The 18,986-nt window shown below is 72.2% G+C and carries 16 protein-coding genes and 1 riboswitch; of the genes, 9 read left to right on the top strand and 7 right to left on the bottom strand.

What is annotated here, in order from left to right; all coding sequences use genetic code 11:
• Positions 1 to 6: 6 nt before the first annotated feature.
• The gene (locus IE177_RS26250) at positions 7 to 699 is read right to left on the bottom strand and encodes a response regulator (protein WP_190017900.1); all 693 of its coding nucleotides are present in this window, start codon (positions 697 to 699) and stop codon (positions 7 to 9) included.
• Between the two features lie 158 nt (positions 700 to 857).
• Here IE177_RS26250 and IE177_RS26245 point away from each other — a divergent pair, with 158 nt between their 5' ends.
• From IE177_RS26245 to IE177_RS26235, 3 genes are read left to right on the top strand one after another with little or no spacing between them, the layout of a single operon-like run.
• Positions 858 to 1,673 (top strand): ABC transporter ATP-binding protein, encoded by an 816-nt coding sequence (locus IE177_RS26245; RefSeq protein WP_190017899.1) that lies wholly within the window; start codon positions 858 to 860, stop codon positions 1,671 to 1,673.
• Positions 1,663 to 2,526: an ABC transporter permease gene (locus tag IE177_RS26240; RefSeq protein ID WP_190017898.1), complete on the top strand. Its 864-nt coding sequence runs from the start codon at positions 1,663 to 1,665 to the stop codon at positions 2,524 to 2,526. Before IE177_RS26245 ends, IE177_RS26240 begins: the two co-directional genes overlap by 11 nt.
• 50 nt (positions 2,527 to 2,576) lie before the next feature.
• Positions 2,577 to 3,635: an ABC transporter substrate-binding protein gene (locus IE177_RS26235; protein WP_190017897.1), complete on the top strand. Its 1,059-nt coding sequence runs from the start codon at positions 2,577 to 2,579 to the stop codon at positions 3,633 to 3,635.
• 18 nt (positions 3,636 to 3,653) lie between these two features.
• Here IE177_RS26235 and IE177_RS26230 read toward each other — a convergent pair whose 3' ends face one another.
• The 4 genes from IE177_RS26230 to IE177_RS26215 form a co-directional block, all read right to left on the bottom strand.
• A complete protein-coding gene (locus tag IE177_RS26230; protein WP_190017896.1) occupies positions 3,654 to 4,334 on the bottom strand; it encodes a response regulator in 681 nt (226 codons plus the stop codon).
• Positions 4,331 to 6,028 (bottom strand): ATP-binding protein, encoded by a 1,698-nt coding sequence (locus tag IE177_RS26225; protein WP_190017895.1) that lies wholly within the window; start codon positions 6,026 to 6,028, stop codon positions 4,331 to 4,333. The genes IE177_RS26230 and IE177_RS26225 overlap by 4 nt, the downstream gene beginning before the upstream one ends.
• A gap of 81 nt (positions 6,029 to 6,109) precedes the next feature.
• The gene (locus tag IE177_RS26220) at positions 6,110 to 7,051 is read right to left on the bottom strand and encodes a ferredoxin family protein (RefSeq protein WP_190017894.1); all 942 of its coding nucleotides are present in this window, start codon (positions 7,049 to 7,051) and stop codon (positions 6,110 to 6,112) included.
• 53 nt (positions 7,052 to 7,104) lie between these two features.
• The gene (locus IE177_RS26215; RefSeq protein WP_190017893.1) at positions 7,105 to 8,361 is read right to left on the bottom strand and encodes a citrate synthase; all 1,257 of its coding nucleotides are present in this window, start codon (positions 8,359 to 8,361) and stop codon (positions 7,105 to 7,107) included.
• A gap of 121 nt (positions 8,362 to 8,482) precedes the next feature.
• Between IE177_RS26215 and IE177_RS26210 the strand changes: the two genes are divergently transcribed.
• On the top strand, positions 8,483 to 9,649 hold the full coding sequence (locus tag IE177_RS26210; RefSeq protein WP_190017892.1) for a citrate synthase/methylcitrate synthase: 1,167 nt from the start codon (positions 8,483 to 8,485) through the stop codon (positions 9,647 to 9,649).
• A 147-nt stretch (positions 9,650 to 9,796) separates the two neighbouring features.
• Positions 9,797 to 10,945: a CobW family GTP-binding protein gene (locus IE177_RS26205; protein WP_229816271.1), complete on the top strand. Its 1,149-nt coding sequence runs from the start codon at positions 9,797 to 9,799 to the stop codon at positions 10,943 to 10,945.
• Here IE177_RS26205 and IE177_RS26200 read toward each other — a convergent pair.
• Entirely contained in the window at positions 10,942 to 13,401 is a 2,460-nt protein-coding gene (locus IE177_RS26200; protein ID WP_190017891.1) for a DNA gyrase/topoisomerase IV subunit A, read from the bottom strand. The two genes, IE177_RS26205 and IE177_RS26200, sit on opposite strands and share 4 nt — an antisense overlap.
• A 339-nt stretch (positions 13,402 to 13,740) precedes the next feature.
• Between IE177_RS26200 and IE177_RS26195 the strand changes: the two genes are divergently transcribed.
• The 4 genes from IE177_RS26195 to IE177_RS26180 all read left to right on the top strand — a co-directional run bounded on the left by IE177_RS26195 (position 13,741) and on the right by IE177_RS26180 (position 18,550).
• A complete protein-coding gene (locus tag IE177_RS26195; RefSeq protein ID WP_190017890.1) occupies positions 13,741 to 15,135 on the top strand; it encodes a M16 family metallopeptidase in 1,395 nt (464 codons plus the stop codon).
• Positions 15,132 to 16,520 (top strand): M16 family metallopeptidase, encoded by a 1,389-nt coding sequence (locus IE177_RS26190; RefSeq protein ID WP_190017889.1) that lies wholly within the window; start codon positions 15,132 to 15,134, stop codon positions 16,518 to 16,520. The genes IE177_RS26195 and IE177_RS26190 overlap by 4 nt, the downstream gene beginning before the upstream one ends.
• 212 nt (positions 16,521 to 16,732) lie before the next feature.
• A riboswitch (cyclic di-AMP (ydaO/yuaA leader) is annotated at positions 16,733 to 16,895 on the top strand.
• Positions 16,896 to 16,907: 12 nt separating this feature from the next.
• The gene (locus IE177_RS26185; RefSeq protein ID WP_190017888.1) at positions 16,908 to 17,663 is read left to right on the top strand and encodes a M23 family metallopeptidase; all 756 of its coding nucleotides are present in this window, start codon (positions 16,908 to 16,910) and stop codon (positions 17,661 to 17,663) included.
• A gap of 200 nt (positions 17,664 to 17,863) precedes the next feature.
• A complete protein-coding gene (locus IE177_RS26180) occupies positions 17,864 to 18,550 on the top strand; it encodes a GntR family transcriptional regulator (protein ID WP_190017887.1) in 687 nt (228 codons plus the stop codon).
• A gap of 148 nt (positions 18,551 to 18,698) precedes the next feature.
• Here IE177_RS26180 and IE177_RS26175 read toward each other — a convergent pair whose 3' ends face one another.
• Complete coding sequence (locus IE177_RS26175; protein ID WP_190017886.1) at positions 18,699 to 18,980, bottom strand: HPr family phosphocarrier protein; 282 nt, start codon at positions 18,978 to 18,980, stop codon at positions 18,699 to 18,701.
• Positions 18,981 to 18,986 lie beyond the last annotated feature (6 nt).

The raw sequence follows: 18,986 nt of genomic DNA, 5'->3' as shown, positions 1-18,986 counted from the left end.
CAGGGCCTAGGGAGCGACCCAGGCGTACCGGTGCTCGGGACGGCCGGTGTCGCCGTACTTGAGGGAGAGCCGGAGGCGGCCGGCCTGCTCCAGGTGGCGCAGGTAGCGCTGGGCCGTGGAGCGGCTCAGGCCGGTTCGGGCGGCGACCTCGTGGGCCGACAGCGGATGATCGGCGTGGTGCAGGACACCGCAGATCAGGTCTGTGGTGGGTTCCGACTGGCCGCTCGGCAGACCGGGCGCGGCCGGGACGGAGGCCGTACGCAGGGCCCCGAAGATGCGGTCGACCTGCTCCTGGCCCGTCAGTCCCCGGCCGCCCACCCGGTCGACGGTGCGGCGCAGGGCGGCGTAGGAGTCGAGGCGGGTGCGCAGGGCGACGAACGTGAACGGTTTGACCAGGTAGTGCAGTGCGCCCAGGCGCATCGCCTGCTGGACGGTCGAGACGTCACTGGCCGCGGTGATCATGATGACGTCCGTGCCGTGGCCCTGCTCCCGCATGCGGTGGACGAGTTCCAGGCCGGTCCGGTCCGGCAGATAGTGGTCGAGCAGGACGAGGTCGATGCCGCCGCGCTCGACAGCGGCCAGCGCCTGGGCGGCACTGTGCGCGCGGGTGGCCACCCGGAAGCCGGGAACCTTTCCCACGTACTTGGCGTTTATCTCAGCGACACGGAAGTCGTCGTCCACGACCAGGACGTCAATCATCAGGCCTGTCCTCCAAGGCCGGCGAGCGTTGCGCCCGTGTTTCGGCTCCGCAGTTGTAACGCGAGCAAAATGAGCACAACAGGCCCTTGCGAGCAAAAGAACGGCTTGTGCTCACAAGACTGCTGCTGTGGCCGGGGCCACACCTACCGTCCCGGGCCATGAGCGCACACACCAGCCCCGCCATCGAGCTGCGGGGCGCGAGCAAGACCTTCAGGACCCCGTCCGGGGCACTGCACACGGCCGTGCGCGGTCTCGACCTGACCGTCGGGCGCGGCGAGTTCGTGGCCGTCGTGGGACCGACCGGCTGCGGCAAGTCCACCACGCTGACCCTGGTCAGCGGGCTGGAGGAGCCCACCGAGGGCGACGTGCTGGTGACCGGGGAGCCGGTCGACGGCGTCGGGGACAAGGTCGGCTTCGTCTTCCAGCAGGACGCCACCTTCCCCTGGCGGACCGTGCTGTCCAACGTCATGGCCGGCCCGCGCTTCCGGGGCGTGCCCAAGGCAGAGGCCAGGAGCAAGGCCCGCGAGTGGCTGGCCCGCGTGGGACTCGCCGCCTTCGAGGACCGCTACCCGCACCAGCTGTCCGGCGGCCAGCGCAAGCGCGTCGCCCTCGCCGCCACCTTCGTCAACGACCCCGAGATCCTGCTCATGGACGAGCCGTTCTCGGCGCTCGACGTGCAGACCCGCGCGCTGATGTCGGACGAGCTGCTGGAGCTGTGGGAGGGCACCGGCGCCTCCGTCGTCTTCGTCACCCACGACCTGGAGGAGTCCATCGCGCTGGCCGACAAGGTCGTCGTGATGACCGCCGGGCCCGCGACCGTGAAGCAGGTCTTCGACATCGACCTGCCCCGGCCGCGCAAGGTCGAGTCGGTGCGCCTGGAGCCGCGGTTCATCGAGATCTACCGCGAGATCTGGGAGTCCCTCGGCGAAGAGGTCCGCATCACCCGCGAGAGGGGTGCCGCCCGTGTCGCCTGAGGTTCTCAGCACACCGGTCGTCGACACGGCCAAGGTCCCCGACCGCGCGCAGACCCGCGCCCGGGCCGCCCGCCGCCGCAAGGTCCTCGTCATGGCCGCCCGCGTACTGCTCCTGGTGGTCGTCCTCGGCCTGTGGGAGGGACTGTCCCGGGCCGGAGTGATCGACCCGTTCAACTTCTCGATGCCCTCGAAGATCTGGGACCAGATCTGGGTCTGGGTCACGCACGGGACCGCGCTCGGCTCCCTCGGCGAGCAGATCTGGTACACGCTCTACGAAGCACTGCTCGGCTGGGGCATCGGTGTGGTCGCGGGTGTGCTGCTCGGCATCGCGCTCGGGCGGATCAGACTGCTCGCCGAGGTCCTCGGTCCGTACATCAAGGTGCTCAACTCGATTCCCAGGATCGTCCTGGCGCCCATCTTCCTGATCTGGTTCGGGCTAGGGCCCTCCTCCAAGGTCGCGTCCGCGGTGGTGCTCGTCTTCTTCCCGGTGTTCTTCAACGCCTTCCAGGGCGCCCGCGAGGTGGACCGCAACCTGGTCGCCAACGCCCGCATCCTGGGTGCGAGCGACCGCAGGGTGACCCTCCAGGTGGTCATCCCGTCGGCGACCTCCTGGATCTTCACCAGCCTGCACGTCAGCTTCGGCTTCGCGCTCATCGGCGCCATCGTCGGCGAGTACATCGGCGCGACCAAGGGCATCGGCCTGCTCGTCGCGCAGTCGCAGAACACCTTCAACGCGGCCGGCGTCTACGCCGCGATGGTCATTCTCGCGGTCGTCGCCCTCGTCGCCGAGGGACTGCTGACCTTCGCCGAGCGGCGCATCTTCCGCTGGAAGCCCGCCGGCTCCGACAGCTGAGCCACCCCCGCTCCTTCCCCGCACGCCGCCCCCTCACAAGGACGTGAACCATGCGCAAGACCGTCAGATACGCCTCCCTGGCCGCCGCCGGACTGCTCGCCCTCTCCTCGCTCACCGCCTGCGCCAACGACGCGGCCGGTCCGACCGCCGACACCGGCAGCGGCGGGGGCGGCGGCAAGGGCGAATCCGTGAAGATCATGGTCGGTGGCCTGGACAAGGTCATCTACCTGCCGGCGATGCTGACCCAGCGCCTCGGCTACTTCGAGGCGGAGGGCCTGAACGTCCAGCTCCTCAGCGAGCCCGCCGGTGTGCAGGCCGAGACCGCGCTCGTCTCCGGCCAGGTGCAGGGAGCCGTCGGCTTCTACGACCACACCCTCGACCTCCAGGTGAAGGGCAAGTCGGTCGAGTCCGTCGTGCAGTTCTCGCACGCGCCCGGCGAGGTCGAGGTCGTCTCCGCGAAGGCGGCCAGCGACCTCACCTCACCCGAGGACTTCAAGGGCCGCAAGCTGGGCGTGACCGGGCTCGGCTCCTCGACCGACTTCCTCACCAAGTACCTCGCGGTCAAGAACGGCGTGAAGGTCAGCGACTTCACGCCGGTCGCGGTCGGGGCCGGTCCGACGTTCATAGCGGCGCTCCAGAACGGCGCGATCGACGGAGGCATGACCACGGACCCGACCGTCGCGACGATCCTCGACAAGAAGGCGGGGAAGATCCTCATCGACATGCGCACCCCGGAAGGTTCGCGGCAGGCGCTGGGCGGCCCGTACCCGTCGTCGAGTCTGTACATGCAGACGGACTGGGTGAACGGACACAAGAAGACCGTCCAGAAGCTGGCCGACGCATTCGTGAAGACGCTCAAGTGGATGTCCACGCACAGCGCCGACGAGATCGCCGCGAAGATGCCCGCCGACTACTCCCAGGGCGACAAGACGCTCTACGCGCAGGCCATCAAGAGCACGCTGCCGATGTTCACCGAGGACGGCGTGATGCCCGAGGGCGGCCCCGAGACCGTCGAGAAGGTGCTCAAGGCGTTCAACCCCAACATCAAGAACGCGGACGTCGACCTGAGCAGGACGTACACGACCGAGTTCGTGAAGGCCGCCGGCTGACGTCCGCGTGACGTGCGCTCAGACGCGGGCCGCCCACACGTAACGGTGTTCCGGGCGGCCCGCGTCCCCGTACCTCAGCGTCAGCCGGACCCGCCCGGTGCGTTCCATGAGCTTGAGGTAGCGCTGGGCGGTCTGCCGGCTCACCCCTGTCCGCCCGGCCACCTCCCGCGCGGACAGGGAGCCTTCGGCGTCCATCAGCGCCCGGCGCACCAGCCCGGCCGTCCTGGGGGAGTGCCCCTTGGGCAGGAGAGGCTCCGGCGGGGCGGACAGCGCGCCGAACATGCGGTCCACCTGCGCCTGTTCGGCCTCGCCGCCGCCGTCCAGAGTGCGCCGCAGCTCGGCGTACGCCTCCAGCCTGGTCCGCAGACCGGTGAAGGCGAACGGCTTCACCAGGTACTGCAGCACCCCGTGCCGCAGGGCCGCCTGGACGGTCGACACCTCCCGCGCCGCCGTCACCATGATCACGTCGGTCTGGTGACCGCGCCGGCGCATCTCGCGGACGACCGCCAGCCCCGTGCCGTCGGGCAGACGCTGGTCCAGGAGCACCAGGTCCAGCCGCGGCAGCTCGTCCACCTGACGCAGCGCCCCCGCCGCGTCGTGCGCCGTACCGGCCACGCGGAACCCGGGCACCTTCTCCACGTAGGCGGCGTTGACTCGGGCGACCCGGGCGTCGTCGTCCACGACCAGGACCTCGATCACCCCGCACCCTCCTCGGTGGCGGCCGGCACGTCCGCGAGTGCCGTACCCGGCCGCGCCGACCCGGTGGGGGCCGGCGCCGGCTCCGGTCCGTCCAGCGCCTCGGGCAGGACCACGGTGAACTCCGCGCCTCCGCCGTCCGCCGCGCCGACGACCGCGCTGCCGCCCTGCCGTTCGGCGAGCCGGCGCACCAGGGACAGTCCGATGCCCCGCTTGCCGTGTGCGGGCGGCCGCTTGGTGGACCACCCCTCCGTGAAGACCAGTTCCCGCTGGTCCGCCGGGACTCCGGGACCCGTGTCGCGCACCCGGAGGAGGACCGTGCGGCCCCGCGCGCTCAGCTCGACCTCCACGCGCGCGTGCGGGGTGCCCGCGACCGCGTCGAGGGCGTTGTCCACGAGGTTGCCGACGATCGTGACCAGCCCCCGGGGATCGACCAGCCGGTCCGGGAGCCAGGTGCGCTCCGACACCCACAGGGCGACGGCGCGCTCGGCCGCCACGGTCGCCTTGCCCACCAGCAGCGCCGCCAGCAGCGGGTCGCGGACCTTCTCGGTGACCTGCTCGGCGGTGACCCGGTGGTCGCCGACCACCTCGCCGACGAACTCCACCGCGTCGTCGTACATCTCCAGCTCCAGCAGCCCGAGCAGGGTGTGCATGCGGTTGGCGTGCTCGTGGTCCTGGGCGCGCAGCGCGTCGATCAGCCCGCGGGTGGAGTCGAGTTCCCGCCCCAGCTGCTCCAGCTCGGTGCGGTCGCGCAGGGTGGCCACGGCGCCGCCGTCGTCGGTGGGCATGCGGTTGGCGACCAGGACGCGCCGGCCGCGCACCGTGAGCAGATCGGTGCCGGTCACCCGGCCGGTCAGGACGTCCGTCGTACGGCCCTCGCCGAGCGCCTCGTCCGGGGTCCGTCCGACGGCCTCGTCGCCGATGCCGAGCAGCCGCCCCGCCTCGTCGTTGAGCAGCCGGATGCGGCCGCCGCGGTCGAGGGCGACGACGCCCTCCCGGATGCCGTGCAGCATGGCCTCACGCTCCGCGAGCAGCGCGGAGATGTCGGAGAAGGCCAGGTCCCGGGTCTGCCGCTGCACCCGGCGGGAGATCAGCCAGGCGGCCAGCGCGCCCACCGCGAGAGCTCCGCCGGCGTAGGCGAGCAGCCCCGGGATGGCGCCGGTCAGCCGGGCCCGCACGCTGTCGTAGGCGATGCCGACCGACACCGCTCCGACGATGTGGTGACCGGAGTCGTACAGCGGCACCTTGCCGCGCGCCGAGCGTCCCAGGGTGCCCTTGTCGATCTCCATGACCTCCTTGCCGGCGAGGGCGTCGTGGGGGTCGGTCGACACCGGCCTGCCGATCTCCGAGAGCGTGGGGTGCGACCAGCGCACCTTGTTCATGCCCAGCACCACGATGTACTCGGCGCCCGTGGCCCGCCGGATCCGCTCGGCCTCCCGCTGCACCGGGCCGTTCCGGGTCGGAGGGGTGGTGCGGAGCCCCTCGGCGATCAGCGGGTCCTGGGCGGTGGTCTCGGCGATGGCCAGTGCCCGCCGCATGGCCTCCTCGTCCAGTTGCCTGCTCAACGGCGCCAGGAACAGCCCGGTCGCCAGCACCGCCACTCCCGCCGCGATCGCCACCTGCATGAGCAGCACCTGGGAGAAGACCCGCCGGGGCAGACCGAGACGCAGCCGGCGCGCTGGGGGAGTGGGGCTCATGCCCCTGACCGTACGTGGCAGGGGCCGGACCGCCCCAGGGGGTGTGGCGTGGATCTCCCGGGTCCGGGCGGCGGCCCTGCGTCAGCTCGCCAGCGCCGTCGGCCGCAGCTCGCGCACGGCCAGCACGTCCATTCGCGCGGGTGTGCCCAGCACCGTGGCGCCGCAGCTCTCCGGGCGGGGCGGCAGGGAAGACCCCTGCGCGACGGTGACCCGCCAGCGGCGGCCGTCGGTGTGGCCCACGGTGACCTCCCAGCGCGGTGCCGTGCCGTCGGTCCGTACGACGCTCAGCACACCCGTGCGGTGCTCGCCCGCCGCCGCCCGCACGGCCAGCTCGGCAGCCTGGCCGGGCCGGTCCCAGGCGGAGCACCCGCGGCACCCCTCGACGACCACGCGCCCCTCCCGGACGCCGTGCAGGGCCTCCTTGACCGTGTGCGCCTCGGCGCGCCCGTAGGCGTAGCCGTACGGCAGGACCAGCACCGTCGGCGAGAAACGATGTCCACCCAGATGGGTGACCTCCCAGACGCCGCGCACCCCGGAGGCGGCCAGTTCGGCGGCGAGGGGGCGGCCCAGCAGGGCGCAGCAGCGGTCGCGCTTGCCGTTGGTGCACACGAGCGCGAGCGGGTCGCCGCGGTGCGGCCGTCCGCCGAGCGCCGTGCCGAAGGAACGGGGGTCGCCCGCGCCGAGCGCGGCGAAGTCGAGGTCCAGCAAACGCCGTGGATCGCGGGTGGTGGCGCCGTGCAGCCACACGTTCCCCGGAACGGTGTGGGCGGCGTACACGTGCCGCATCGGGGGCGTACCGGGGTCCGCGTGGCGTCCGGGGCGCCGGATGAGCGCGACACGGACGCCCGTCCCCTCGGCGGCGGCCTCCAGGGCGCGGCCCAGCGCGGGGTCCAGGTGGCTCGACGTGAGCGCCTTGGCGCCCCACGGCCCGGGCTGCTCCAGCAGCAGCCACGTCGTCGCCGTGGCAGCCGTACCGGGAACGGGCTCGTCGAGGCTCCGGGAGACGGTCGCACACCTACTCACAGAGGTGAGCCTAACCTGAGTCTGACCGAGGCGACTTCCGGCGGTGCCGTGTCCTACTCCGGCAGGGGCTGGGGCGGCCGAGGACCGACGTAGTGGCCGCTGGGCCGCATGCGCAGCGGACGCTCGCCGTACTCCTCCAGGGCGTGCGCGATCCACCCGGCCGTGCGGGCGACGGCGAAGATCGTCTCGCCGGCCGTGGCCGGCATCCCGCAGGACGCGGTGAACACGGCAAGGGCCAGGTCGACGTTGGCGTGCAGCGGGGTGTGGCGGGCCGTCGTCGCGACGACGTCACGGGCCGCGAGCAGCGCGGGCTCGGCCTGCGGAACCCGCTCCAGCAGGCCGAAGAGCACGCGCGCGCGGGGGTCCTCGCCCGGGTACAGCCGGTGGCCGAGGCCCGGGACGCGGCGGCCCGCGCGCAGCTCGTCGGCGATCACCGGGACCGCCGTGCCCTGGTCGAGCACGTCGAGGAGCATCCGGTGGGCCAGGCCGCTGGCGGCGCCGTGCAGCGGGCCCTCCAGCACGCCGAGCCCGGCCGAGACGGCGGCGTAGGGGTGCGCGCGGGCCGAGGCGGCGACCCGGACCGCGAGGGTGGAGGCGGCCAGGTCGTGGTCGGCGAGCAGGGCGAGCGCGGTGTCCAGGACGCGCAGGGACGCCTCGTCGGCGGGGCGGCCGGTCAGCCGGCCCCACAGGCGGTGGGCCAGCGGACCACCGTCCTCGTGGCGCTGCGCGACCGGCGGCAGCGCGGCGACGAGGGTGGGGATGAGGGTGCGCGCGGTGTTCAGCACGGCTTCCCCGGACAGGTCGAAGCGCAGCGGGTCCTCCGCCGCCGCCGCGATCGCCGCGACCCGCAGCCGGTCGACGGGGGAGGCGTGCTCGGACAGGGCCCGCACCGCGTGGCGGGCGGTCTCGACGGTGGCCCCGGGCGCGGTGAAGGCCGCGCCGGGGACGAGCCGGCCCGTCCAGAGCCACTCCGCGACCTCCTCGTAGGAGTGGCGGGTGGCCAGCTCGACGGCGTCGACGCCGCGGAAGTAGTAGCTGTCCTTCTCGATCAGCGTGATCCGGGTACGGACGGACAGATCACCGCCGGAGCCCGGGCTCCCGGCCGCCTCGCGCCGGTTGCGCCGGGCGAGGGCCTCGACCTCCTTCGCGTCGAAGGTGCTGGCCCGGCCCCCCGGTTCGCGCCTGCTGCCGAGCAGACCGCGGCTCACGTACGCGTACACCGTCTCGGGCTTCACGCCGAGCACCTCGGCGGTCTCCTTGGTGGTCAGCCTCCGCCCGGGGCGGTGGGGGAGGGGGTCGTGATCGCGCATGGAAGTCACCGTATCCGCCCCCGGACATATTGACTGCTACACATTGATCAAATCAATGTTGACAGAGACACAATCAAGCATGGACAGTCAGGTCAAGGTAAATGAAGAAGGAAAGAGAGCCATGGCCATCGACAGAACGGCAACGCCCCTCATCGACGCACCGCGCGGTCTCGCGGGCGTCGTCGTCACCGAGACACGCGTAGGCGACGTCCGGGGACGGGAGGGCTTCTACCACTACCGCCAGTACCCGGCCGTCGAACTCGCCCGGACCCGCGGCTTCGAAGACGTCTGGCACCTCCTGGTGCACGGCGCGCTCCCCGGCCCGCGGGGCCGCGCCGCCTTCACCGCCGAGACCGCGGCACTGCGGCGGCTGCCCGGAGAGGTCCGCACGGCACTGCCCGCCATCGCCGCGGCGAGCCGCGTCTCCGGCCCGCTGGCCGGCCTGCGCACCGCACTCTCCCTGCTCGGCGCCGCACGGGGACTCCGGCCGGTGTACGACATCGACGCCGACCGGCGCAGGGCCGACACGGTGGCCGTCTGCGCGGTCGTGCCCACGCTGCTCACCGCGCTCCACCGGCTGGGACAGGGCCTCGACCCGATCGAGCCGCGCGAGGACCTCTCGTACGCGGCCAACTACCTGTACATGCTGACCGGCTCGGAACCCGACCCGCGCCGGGCGCGTGCGGTCGAGCAATACCTCATCTCAACCATTGATCACGGGTTCAACGCGTCCACCTTCACCGCGCGGGTCATCGCGTCGACCGGCGCCGACGTGGCGGCCTGCCTGACCGGCGCCGTCGGTGCGCTGTCCGGGCCGCTGCACGGAGGCGCGCCCAGCCGGGCCCTGGACACGCTGGACGCGATCGGCACGCCGGAGCGGATCGACCCCTGGATCCGGGAACGGGTGCTCGCCGGTGACCGGATCATGGGCTTCGGGCACGCCGTCTACCGTACGGAGGACCCCCGTTCGCGGATGCTGAGGGAGACGGCCCTGTCCTTCGGCGGCCCGCGCGTGGACTTCGCGGTCGAGGTCGAGCGCCGGGTCGAGGCCATCCTCGCCGAGCTCAAGCCCGGCCGCGAACTCCACACGAACGTGGAGTTCTACGCCGGCGTGGTCATGGAACTGTGCGGCCTGCCCCGGGAGATGTTCACGCCCACGTTCGCGGCGGCCCGGGTGGTGGGCTGGAGCGCCAACATCCTGGAACAGGCGGACGACCCTAAGATCATCCGCCCGGTGGCCCGTTACGTCGGCCCGGAACCGCAGCCGTCGGTCCCGGTCCCCGCCTGAGCCGCCCGCAGTCCCCGATCGAGCCGCCCGGACGCCGCGCCCCCCTCCGCTCGTATCCTGGTCGCGCAGTGTTCGTCCCGCGCGCCTCGGTCCATGGGCCGGTGCGCGCGTCCGCGTGAGGAAGGTCGTCCGTTGAGGAGCAGCTCGGTGAACGGACCGGCGGCAGGCATGGAGGACGGCCCCGGCCCCGGCCCGGCGGGAGCCGTGGTGAACGGCTCCGCGGGCCCCGGCGGTACGCGGCAGATCCCGGTCGTCGTGCTCGCCGGATTCCTGGGCTCCGGGAAGACCACGCTGCTGAACCACCTCCTGCACCGCAGCGGCGGCAGCCGTATCGGAGCCGTCGTCAACGACTTCGGTGCGATCGAGATCGACGCCATGGCCGTGGCCGGCGCCCTCGGCGACTCGACCGTCTCGCTCGGCAACGGCTGTCTGTGCTGTGCCGTCGACGCGAGTGAACTCGACGAGTACCTGGACCGGCTCGCCGCGCCCGCCGCGGGCATCGACGTGATCGTCATCGAGGCGAGCGGACTCGCCGAACCGCGGCAACTGGTCCGGATGGTGGTCGGCAGCGAGCATCCGCGCATCGTCTACGGCGGTCTCGTCGAGGTCGTCGACGCGGCCGAGTTCGACGGCACGCGGGCGAAGCACCCCGAGATCGACCGGCACCTCGCCCTCGCGGACCTGGTCGTCGTGAACAAGCTGGACCGCGCGGACGACCCCGGCCGGGTCCTGGAACTCGTCCGCTCGCTGTCCGCCCGGGCCGCCGTCGTCCCCGCCACCTACGGCCGCGTCGACCCCGAGTTCCTCTTCGACTGCAGGCCGAGCGGGGAACGCATCGGGCAGCTGTCCTTCGACGACCTGCACGACCGCGGCGCCCCCGACCACACCGGGCACCCGCACACCGGCTACGACAGCCTGCCCTTCACCTCCGGCGTTCCGGTGGAGCCCCGGCGGCTCATGCGGTTCCTGGACAGCCGGCCCGAGGGGCTGTACCGGATCAAGGGCTACGTCGACTTCGGGCCGCACGACCCGCTCAACCGCTACGCCGTGCACGCCGTCGGCCGGTTCCTGCGCTTCTACCCGGAGCCCTGGCCGGCCGGCGAGGACCGCCTCACCCAGCTCGTGCTGATCGGCTCCGGAATCGACACCGCCGCCCTCGGCAGGGAACTGCGGGCGTGCGAGAACGACGCCCCGCACGCCGACGAGCACGGCATGTGGGGCGTCCTGCGCTACGTGCAGGGCTCCGAGGAGGAGCCCGGCACGGAGAGCCACGAGGTCCGGGCGGACACGGTCTAGAGCACGGCCCCCGCGACCACCGCGACCGTCTTCGGCAGCGAGGTGCCCGAGCCGTCCCGGCGGGGGTCCATGTCCGGCAGCTGCGCCGGGGTGCCGTTCTTCTGCGCCGCGTGTGCCGGCACCGGGCCCGCCCAGGCCAGCGCGAGGCAGTCCTCACCCTTGAGGAACCGCTGGCAGCGCACGCCGCCGGTGGCCCGGCCCTTGCGCGGGTACTGGTCGAACGGCGTCAGCTTGGCCGTCGTCTGCACCGAGTCGTCCAGCGTGCCGCGCGAGCCCGCCACCGTGAACACCACCGCGTCGACGGCCGGGTCGACCGCCGTGAAGGAGATGACCTTCACTCCCTCGGCGAGCTTGATGCCCGCCATACCGCCCGCCGGGCGGCCCTGCGGGCGGACGATGGAGGCCTGGAAGCGCAGCAGCTGCGCGTCGTCCGTGATGAACACGAGGTCCTCCTCGCCGGTGCGCAGCTCCACCGCGCCGACGATCCGGTCGCCCTCCTTGAGGGTGATGACCTCCAACTCGTCCTTGTTGGACGGGTAGTCGGGCACCACGCGCTTGACGACACCCTGCTCCGTACCGAGCGCCAGGCCCGGGGACGACTCGTCCAGCGTGGTCAGGCAGACCACCGTCTCGTCGTCCTCCAGGGAGACGAACTCGGCCAGCGGCGCCCCTCCGGAGAGGTTGGGCGCGCCCGCCTGCTCGGGCAGCTGCGGCAGGTCGACCACGTTGATCCGCAGCAGGCGGCCCGCGGAGGTCACCGCGCCGATCTCGCCGCGCGCGGTGGCCGGGACGGCCGAGACGATCACGTCGTGCTTGACGCGCTTCGCGCCGGCCGCGGCCGGGAACGGCCCGTCGGCCGCCGTACGGGCCAGCAGCCCCGTCGAGGACAGCAGCACCCGGCAGGGGTCGTCGGCGACCTGCAGCGGTACGGCGGCCACCGGGGCGTCCGCCGACTCCAGCAGCACCGTGCGCCGGTCGGTGCCGAACTTCTTGGCCACCGCGGCGAGTTCGGCCGAGACCAGCTTGCGCAGCTCCGCGTCCGACTCCAGGATCCGGGTCAGCTCCTCGATCTCCGCGGTGAGCTTGTCCTTCTCCGCCTCCAGCTCGATGCGGTCGTACTTGGTGAGCCGGCGCAGCGGCGTGTCGAGGATGTACTGCGTCTGCACCTCGCTGAGCGAGAAGCGCCGCATCAGGCGCTCCTTGGCCTGCGCGGAGTTCTCACTGGACCGGATCAGCCGGATGACCTCGTCGATGTCGACCAGCGCGGTCAGCAGACCCTCGACCAGGTGCAGCCGGTCGCGCCTCTTGCCCCGGCGGAACTCGCTGCGGCGCCGTACGACGTCGAAGCGGTGGTCGAGGTAGACCTCCAGCAGTTCCTTCAGGCCCAGGGTGAGCGGCTGGCCGTCCACCAGGGCCACGTTGTTGATGCCGAAGGACTCCTCCATCGGGGTCAGCTTGTACAGCTGCTCCAGGATCGCCTCGGGCACGAAGCCGTTCTTGATCTCGATGACCAGGCGCAGCCCGTGCTCACGGTCGGTGAGGTCCTTGACGTCGGCGATGCCCTGGACCTTCTTCGCGTTGACCAGGTCCTTGATCTTCGCGATGACCTTCTCGGGGCCGACCGTGAACGGCAGTTCCGTGACCACCAGGCCCTTGCGGCGGGCGGTCACCGTCTCGACCGAGACCGTGGCGCGCATCTTGAAGGTGCCGCGGCCGGTCGCGTACGCGTCCCGGACGCCGCCCAGTCCGACGATCCGGCCGCCGGTGGGCAGGTCCGGGCCCGGGACGTGCCTCATCAGCGCGTCCAGGTCGGCGTTCGGGAACCTGATCAGGTGGCGGGCGGCCGCGATGACCTCGCGCAGGTTGTGCGGCGGCATGTTCGTGGCCATGCCGACCGCGATGCCCGAGGAGCCGTTGACCAGCAGGTTCGGGAAGGCGGCCGGCAGCGCCACCGGCTCCCGCTCCTGGCCGTCGTAGTTGGGGTTGAAGTCGACCGTGTCCTCGTCGATCGACTCGGTCATCAGGCTCGTCGCCTCGGCCATCCGGCACTCGGTGTACCGCATCGCCGCCGGCGGGTCGTCGTTGCCCAGCGAGCCGAAGTTGCCGTGGCCGTCGACCAGCGGCACCCGCATGGAGAAGGGCTGCGCCATGCGCACCAGGGCGTCGTAGATCGACGCGTCGCCGTGCGGGTGCAGCTTGCCCATGACCTCGCCGACGACACGCGCGCACTTCACGTACCCGCGGTCGGGGCGCACGCCCATCTCATTCATCTGGTAGACGATCCGGCGGTGTACCGGCTTGAGGCCGTCACGGGCGTCCGGCAGGGCGCGCGAGTAGATGACCGAGTACGCGTACTCGAGGTAGGAGCCACGCATCTCGTCCACGACGTCGATGTCGAGGATCCTCTCCTCGAACGAATCGTCGGGCGGCGGGGTCTTCGTGCTGCGGCGGGCCATCGCTGCCGGCTCCTCCTGATCTGGTCGCTCACCGAGGGGGCGCGCACCCTGCGGCTCGCTCTTGCTGAAGCGACTGACTGATCTGACGCGGACCATTGTGGACCGCGGCACCGACAGCCCGGGCCACGACCCGGTCCCCGGCGGCCCGGCCGGCGCCGGGAAGGCATCCGCCCGGTGCCCGGAACTCACCCCACGGCACGCCTGACGCAGGCTACGCGATCCGCTGTGGGCGTACGTGCCGCGGGAACTTCGCGAAGGGCCCGCACGCTTTGCATACAGTGGCAGGAACGGCAGGAAGACCGCGGTTTCACAACCGCCTCCGCTCGCGAAGGGACGTACATGCCCATGGGTCACACGACCACAGCCGAGGCAGGCTCCGGGGGCCTGGCAGCGACCGAGCACCGCCTGGCCAATGGTCTGCGCGTGGTGCTCTCCGAGGACCACCTGACCCCCGTGGCGGCGGTCTGCCTCTGGTACGACGTCGGCTCCCGCCACGAAGTCAAGGGGCGTACCGGCCTGGCTCACCTTTTCGAGCACCTGATGTTCCAGGGCTCGGGCCAGGTCAAGGGCAACGGCCACTTCGAGCTGGTGCAGGGCGCCGGCGGCTCGCTCAACGGCACCACCAGTTTCGAGCGCACCAACTACTTCGAGACCATGCCCACCCACCAGCTGGAGCTCGCCCTCTGGCTGGAGGCCGACCGCATGGGCTCGCTGCTGGCCGCCCTGGACGACGAGTCCATGGAGAACCAGCGCGACGTGGTCAAGAACGAGCGCCGCCAGCGCTACGACAACGTGCCCTACGGCACCGCCTTCGAGAAGCTGACCGCGCTGTCGTACCCGGAGGGCCACCCTTACCACCACACGCCGATCGGCTCGATGGCGGACCTGGACGCGGCCACCCTGGAGGACGCCCGCCAGTTCTTCCGGACCTACTACGCGCCGAACAACGCGGTGCTCTCCGTGGTCGGCGACATCGACCCCGAGCAGACCCTCGCGTGGATCGAGAAGTACTTCGGGTCGATCGCGTCCCACGACGGCAAGCCCCAGCCCCGCGACGGCTCCCTGCCGGAGACCATCGGCGAGCAGCTGCGCGAGGTCGTCGTCGAGGAGGTACCGGCACGCGCCCTGATGGCCGCCTACCGGCTCCCGCACGACGGCACGCGCGCGTGCGACGCGGCCGACCTGGCGCTCACCGTCCTCGGCGGCGGCGAGTCCTCCCGCCTGTACAACCGGCTGGTGCGCCGCGACCGCACGGCCGTCGCGGCCGGCTTCGGCCTGCTGCGCCTGGCCGGCGCGCCCTCGCTCGGCTGGCTGGACGTGAAGACCTCCGGCGACGTCGAGGTACCGGTCATCGAGGCCGCGGTCGACGAGGAGCTGGCCCGGTTCGCGGAGGAGGGCCCGACCCCGGAGGAGATGGAGCGCGCCCAGGCCCAGCTGGAGCGCGAGTGGCTGGACCGGCTCGGCACGGTCGCCGGCCGCGCGGACGAACTGTGCCGGTACGCCGTCCTGTTCGGCGACCCGCAGCTCGCCCTCACCGCCGTGAAGCGCGTCCTGGAGGTCACCCCGGAGGAGGTCAGGGAGGTCGCCAAGGCCCGTCTGCGCCCCGACAACCGCGCGGTCCTGGTCTACGAGCCGAAGTCCCCGGAGACCGTCGAGGACGCCGACGTCCCCGAGGACCCGGAACGGGAAGCGACCGTAGAGGCCGGCAACGAGAACGAGGAGACGGCCAAGTGACCGAGCTCGCCACCATGGAGTTCCACCCCCAGCCGCAGCCGGGCGAGGCCAGGCCGTGGGCGTTCCCGGCCCCGGAGCGCACCACGCTCGGCAACGGCCTGACGGTGCTGCGCTGCCACCGCCCCGGTCAGCAGGTCGTCGCCGTCGAGGTGCTGCTGGACGCGCCCCTGGACGCCGAGCCGGCCGGTCTGGACGGCGTCGCCACGATCATGGCGCGGGCCTTCTCCGAGGGCACCGACAAGCACTCCGCCGAGGAGTACGCCGCCGAGCTGGAGCGCGCGGGCGCCACGCTGGACGCCCACGCCGACCACCCCGGCGTCCGCGTCAGCCTGGAGGTCCCGGCCTCCCGCCTCGCCCGCGGCCTCGGCCTGCTCGCCGACGCCCTGCGCGCACCCGCCTTCGCCGAGAGCGAGATCGAGCGGCTGGTCCGCAACCGCCTGGACGAGATCCCGCACGAGCTGGCCAACCCCTCCCGCCGGGCCGCCAAGGAACTCTCCAAGGAGCTGTTCCCGGCGACCTCCCGCATGTCCCGCCCGCGCCAGGGCACCGAGGAGACGGTAGAGAAGATCGACGCGGCCTCCGTGCGCGCCTTCTACGACCGGCACGTGCGCCCGGCCACGGCCACCGTGGTCGTCGTCGGCGACCTCACCGGCCTGGACCTGGACGAGCTGCTCGGCGACACCCTGGGCGCGTGGACCGGCACGCGGCGCGAGCCCCGGCCGGTGCCGCCGGTGACCGCCGACGACACCGGGCGCGTCGTCATCGTGGACCGGCCGGGCGCCGTCCAGACGCAGCTGCTGATCGGCCGCGTCGGCCCCGACCGGCACGACCGCGTCTGGCCGGCCCAGGTGCTCGGCACCTACTGCCTCGGCGGCACCCTCACCTCCCGCCTCGACCGGGTCCTGCGCGAGGAGAAGGGGTACACCTACGGCGTGCGCGCCTTCGGGCAGGTCCTCCGGTCCGCCCCCGACGGCACGGGCGCCGCGATGCTCGCCATCAGCGGCTCCGTGGACACCCCCAACACCGGGCCGGCGCTGGACGACCTGTGGAAGGTGCTGCGCACCCTCGCGGCGGAGGGCCTGACCGACGCCGAGCGGGACGTCGCCGTGCAGAACCTCGTCGGGGTGGCGCCGCTGAAGTACGAGACCGCGGCGGCCGTCGCGGGCACCCTGGCCGACCAGGTCGAACAGCACCTGCCGGACGACTTCCAGGCGACGCTGTACCGCCAACTGGCCGCGACCGGCACGGTGGAGGCCACCGCGGCCGCCGTCAACGCCTTCCCGGTGGACCGGCTGGTGACCGTCCTCGTCGGTGACGCCTCGCAGATCAAGGCGCCGGTCGAGGCCCTCGGCATCGGCGAAGTCACCGTCGTCGCCGCCGAGTAGCGGCTCGCGCGCGTGGGGCCCTGACGGCCGGTCGGCCGTCAGGGCCCCACGCTGTTCCACTCGCTTGCCCAGATGCCCGATTTGGGGCGGAGGTTGCCTGTCTGCCCTGTGGGATGCACTACAAAAACCGTGATTCGTTTGAGTCTTGAACGCGGACTTCCGTAGCGTCTTGCGGGCTGTCCGTCAGCGCAGTGCGCCGCATCCGCGGCACCGGACAGCGATCGCCGAGTCCCCGTACGGCGCGAGCCAGGGGAGCCGGGGACCCACCGTCCCCCGGGGTGAATCGGGCGCCCGCGCGTGAAGCGAGGGGGCTCGTAGGAGACCTTCCTGCTCCGAACCCGTCAGCTAACCCGGTAGGCGAGAGGGAAGGAAAGGAACAGCCACTACATGGCGTTCATGTGCGCCACCGGGAAGCACCGCAAGCCCGGCCGGGTCAAGCGCACCACCGCTCAGGCGGCCGGTGTCGCGGCCCTCACCACCACCGGCGTCATCGGCACGCTCGCCGCCTCCCCGGCGCTCGCCGCCGAGAGCCCCGTGGAGCAGACCGGTCTCACGCCCGTCCTCGCGGTCAACGACGACGTGGCCGAGCAGATCGACGCGCAGGCCGCCGCGCAGGAGCAGGCCGCGCAGGAGAAGGCGGCCGAGGAGGCCGCGGCCAAGGCGGCCGCCGAGAAGGTGAAGCAGGAACGCGAGGCCAGGGCGCGGGCCGCCCGCGAGGCCGAGCGCAAGCTCCTGAACACCTTCGTCTCGCCGATAGCGCACTCCTACGTCTCCACGGGCTACCAGGCCAGCAGCTCGCTGTGGTCCTCCGGCTCGCACACCGGCATCGACTTCCATGCGGCCAGCGGCACGTCCGTCCACGCGGCCGGCTCGGGCACCGTGGTCTCCACCGGCTGGGGCGGCGCGTACGGCAACCAGATCGTGATCCGCATGGCCGACGGCATGTACACCCAGTACGGCCACCTGTCGTCCATCGGTGTCACGGTGGGGCAGAAGGTCGCCGCGGGCCAGCAGATCGGCCTGTCCGGCGCGACCGGCAACGTCACCGGCCCGCACCTCCACTTCGAGGCCCGTACGACCCCCGACTACGGCTCCGACGTCGACCCGATCGCCTATCTGCGCAAGCACGGCGTGCACCTCTGACCTCTCGGGTACGGCATCCACGAAGCCCCGGCTCACCGAGCCGGGGCTTTCGCCGTTTTTTCACGGTGTCACCGGATCCGCTGTCCAAAAAATATCCATGGATCGGGGCCCGCCGTCGGAAATTCCGGCCCATTGGAATAGAGTTCACGGAACACACGTCCATCGTCGACGTTTCACGGGGATTAAGGCGGAGGTCGGTCATGCGTGTTCCGGCGCAGTCGGTGTGCACGGCGATCCGGGACGACATCGTCGCCGGCGTCCACGAGCGCGGCAGCCGCCTCACCGAGGAAGTCCTGGCCCGTCGCTACGGCGTCTCGCGCGTCCCCGTCCGCGAGGCGCTGCGCACGCTGGAGGCGGAGGGCTTCGTGGTCACCCGCCGGCACGCGGGCGCGTGCGTGGCCGAACCGACCGAGCAGGAGGCCGCCGACCTGCTCGAGATGCGCGCGCTGCTGGAACCGCTGGGCGCCGCACGGGCCGCGCAGCGGCGCACCGAGGCCCACCTCAAGGTCCTGCGCGGCCTGGTGCGGCTGGGCCAGGAGCGGGCCAGGCGGGGCAGCAGCGACGATCTGCGCTCGCTGGGCGGCTGGTTCCACGAGACGCTCGCCCAGGCCTCCGGCAGCCCCTCGCTGACCTCGGTGCTCACGCAGCTGCGCCACAAGATCGCCTGGATGTACACGGTCGAGGCGCCGGCCAGTCCGGCGGAGTCCTGGACCGAGCACGGTGCGATCGTGGACGCGGTGGCGCGCGGCGACGGCGAGCGCGCGCGGGCCCTCACCGCGCTGCACCACGAGCGTGCGACGGGCGCGCACCGGCTCCGTTTTTCCGCGGCGGCCGGACGTGTGAGGACTTCGCAACATCCCGTAAACATGCCGAGCCTGCGGCATTAACAGAGGCGCCGTATACAAAGAAGAGCAATTCGCGGGACGTGTATTCATGCTGCCCGGAAGAACCTTGCGCCCGGGAATTCAAGGTAAAACGCGGGAGCCGCGTCGCCCGGAAAGGGCGACGCGGCTCCCGCGTTTTGCGTGCCGGCGCTCAGACGGTCTCGGGCAGCTCTTCCAGGCCCTCGGAGACCAGCTTGGCCAGACGGCCGAGGGCGGCGTCCGCGCCCTCGGCGTCGGAGGCGAGGACGATCTCCTCGCCACCCTGGGCGCCCAGGCCCAGGACGGCCAGCATGGAGGCCGCGTTGACGGGGTCGCCCCCGGCCTTGGCGATCGTCACCGGGACGCCTGTGGCCGTGGCGGCTCGGACGAAGATGGAGGCGGGACGGGCGTGGAGACCCTCGGCCCAGCCGACGTTGACGCGGCGCTCAGCCATGTGTTG

This window comes from Streptomyces lucensis JCM 4490 (assembly GCF_014650035.1).
In the GTDB taxonomy this organism is placed as follows: domain Bacteria; phylum Actinomycetota; class Actinomycetes; order Streptomycetales; family Streptomycetaceae; genus Streptomyces; species Streptomyces lucensis.
This window is presented reverse-complemented; position numbering and strand designations above follow the sequence as displayed.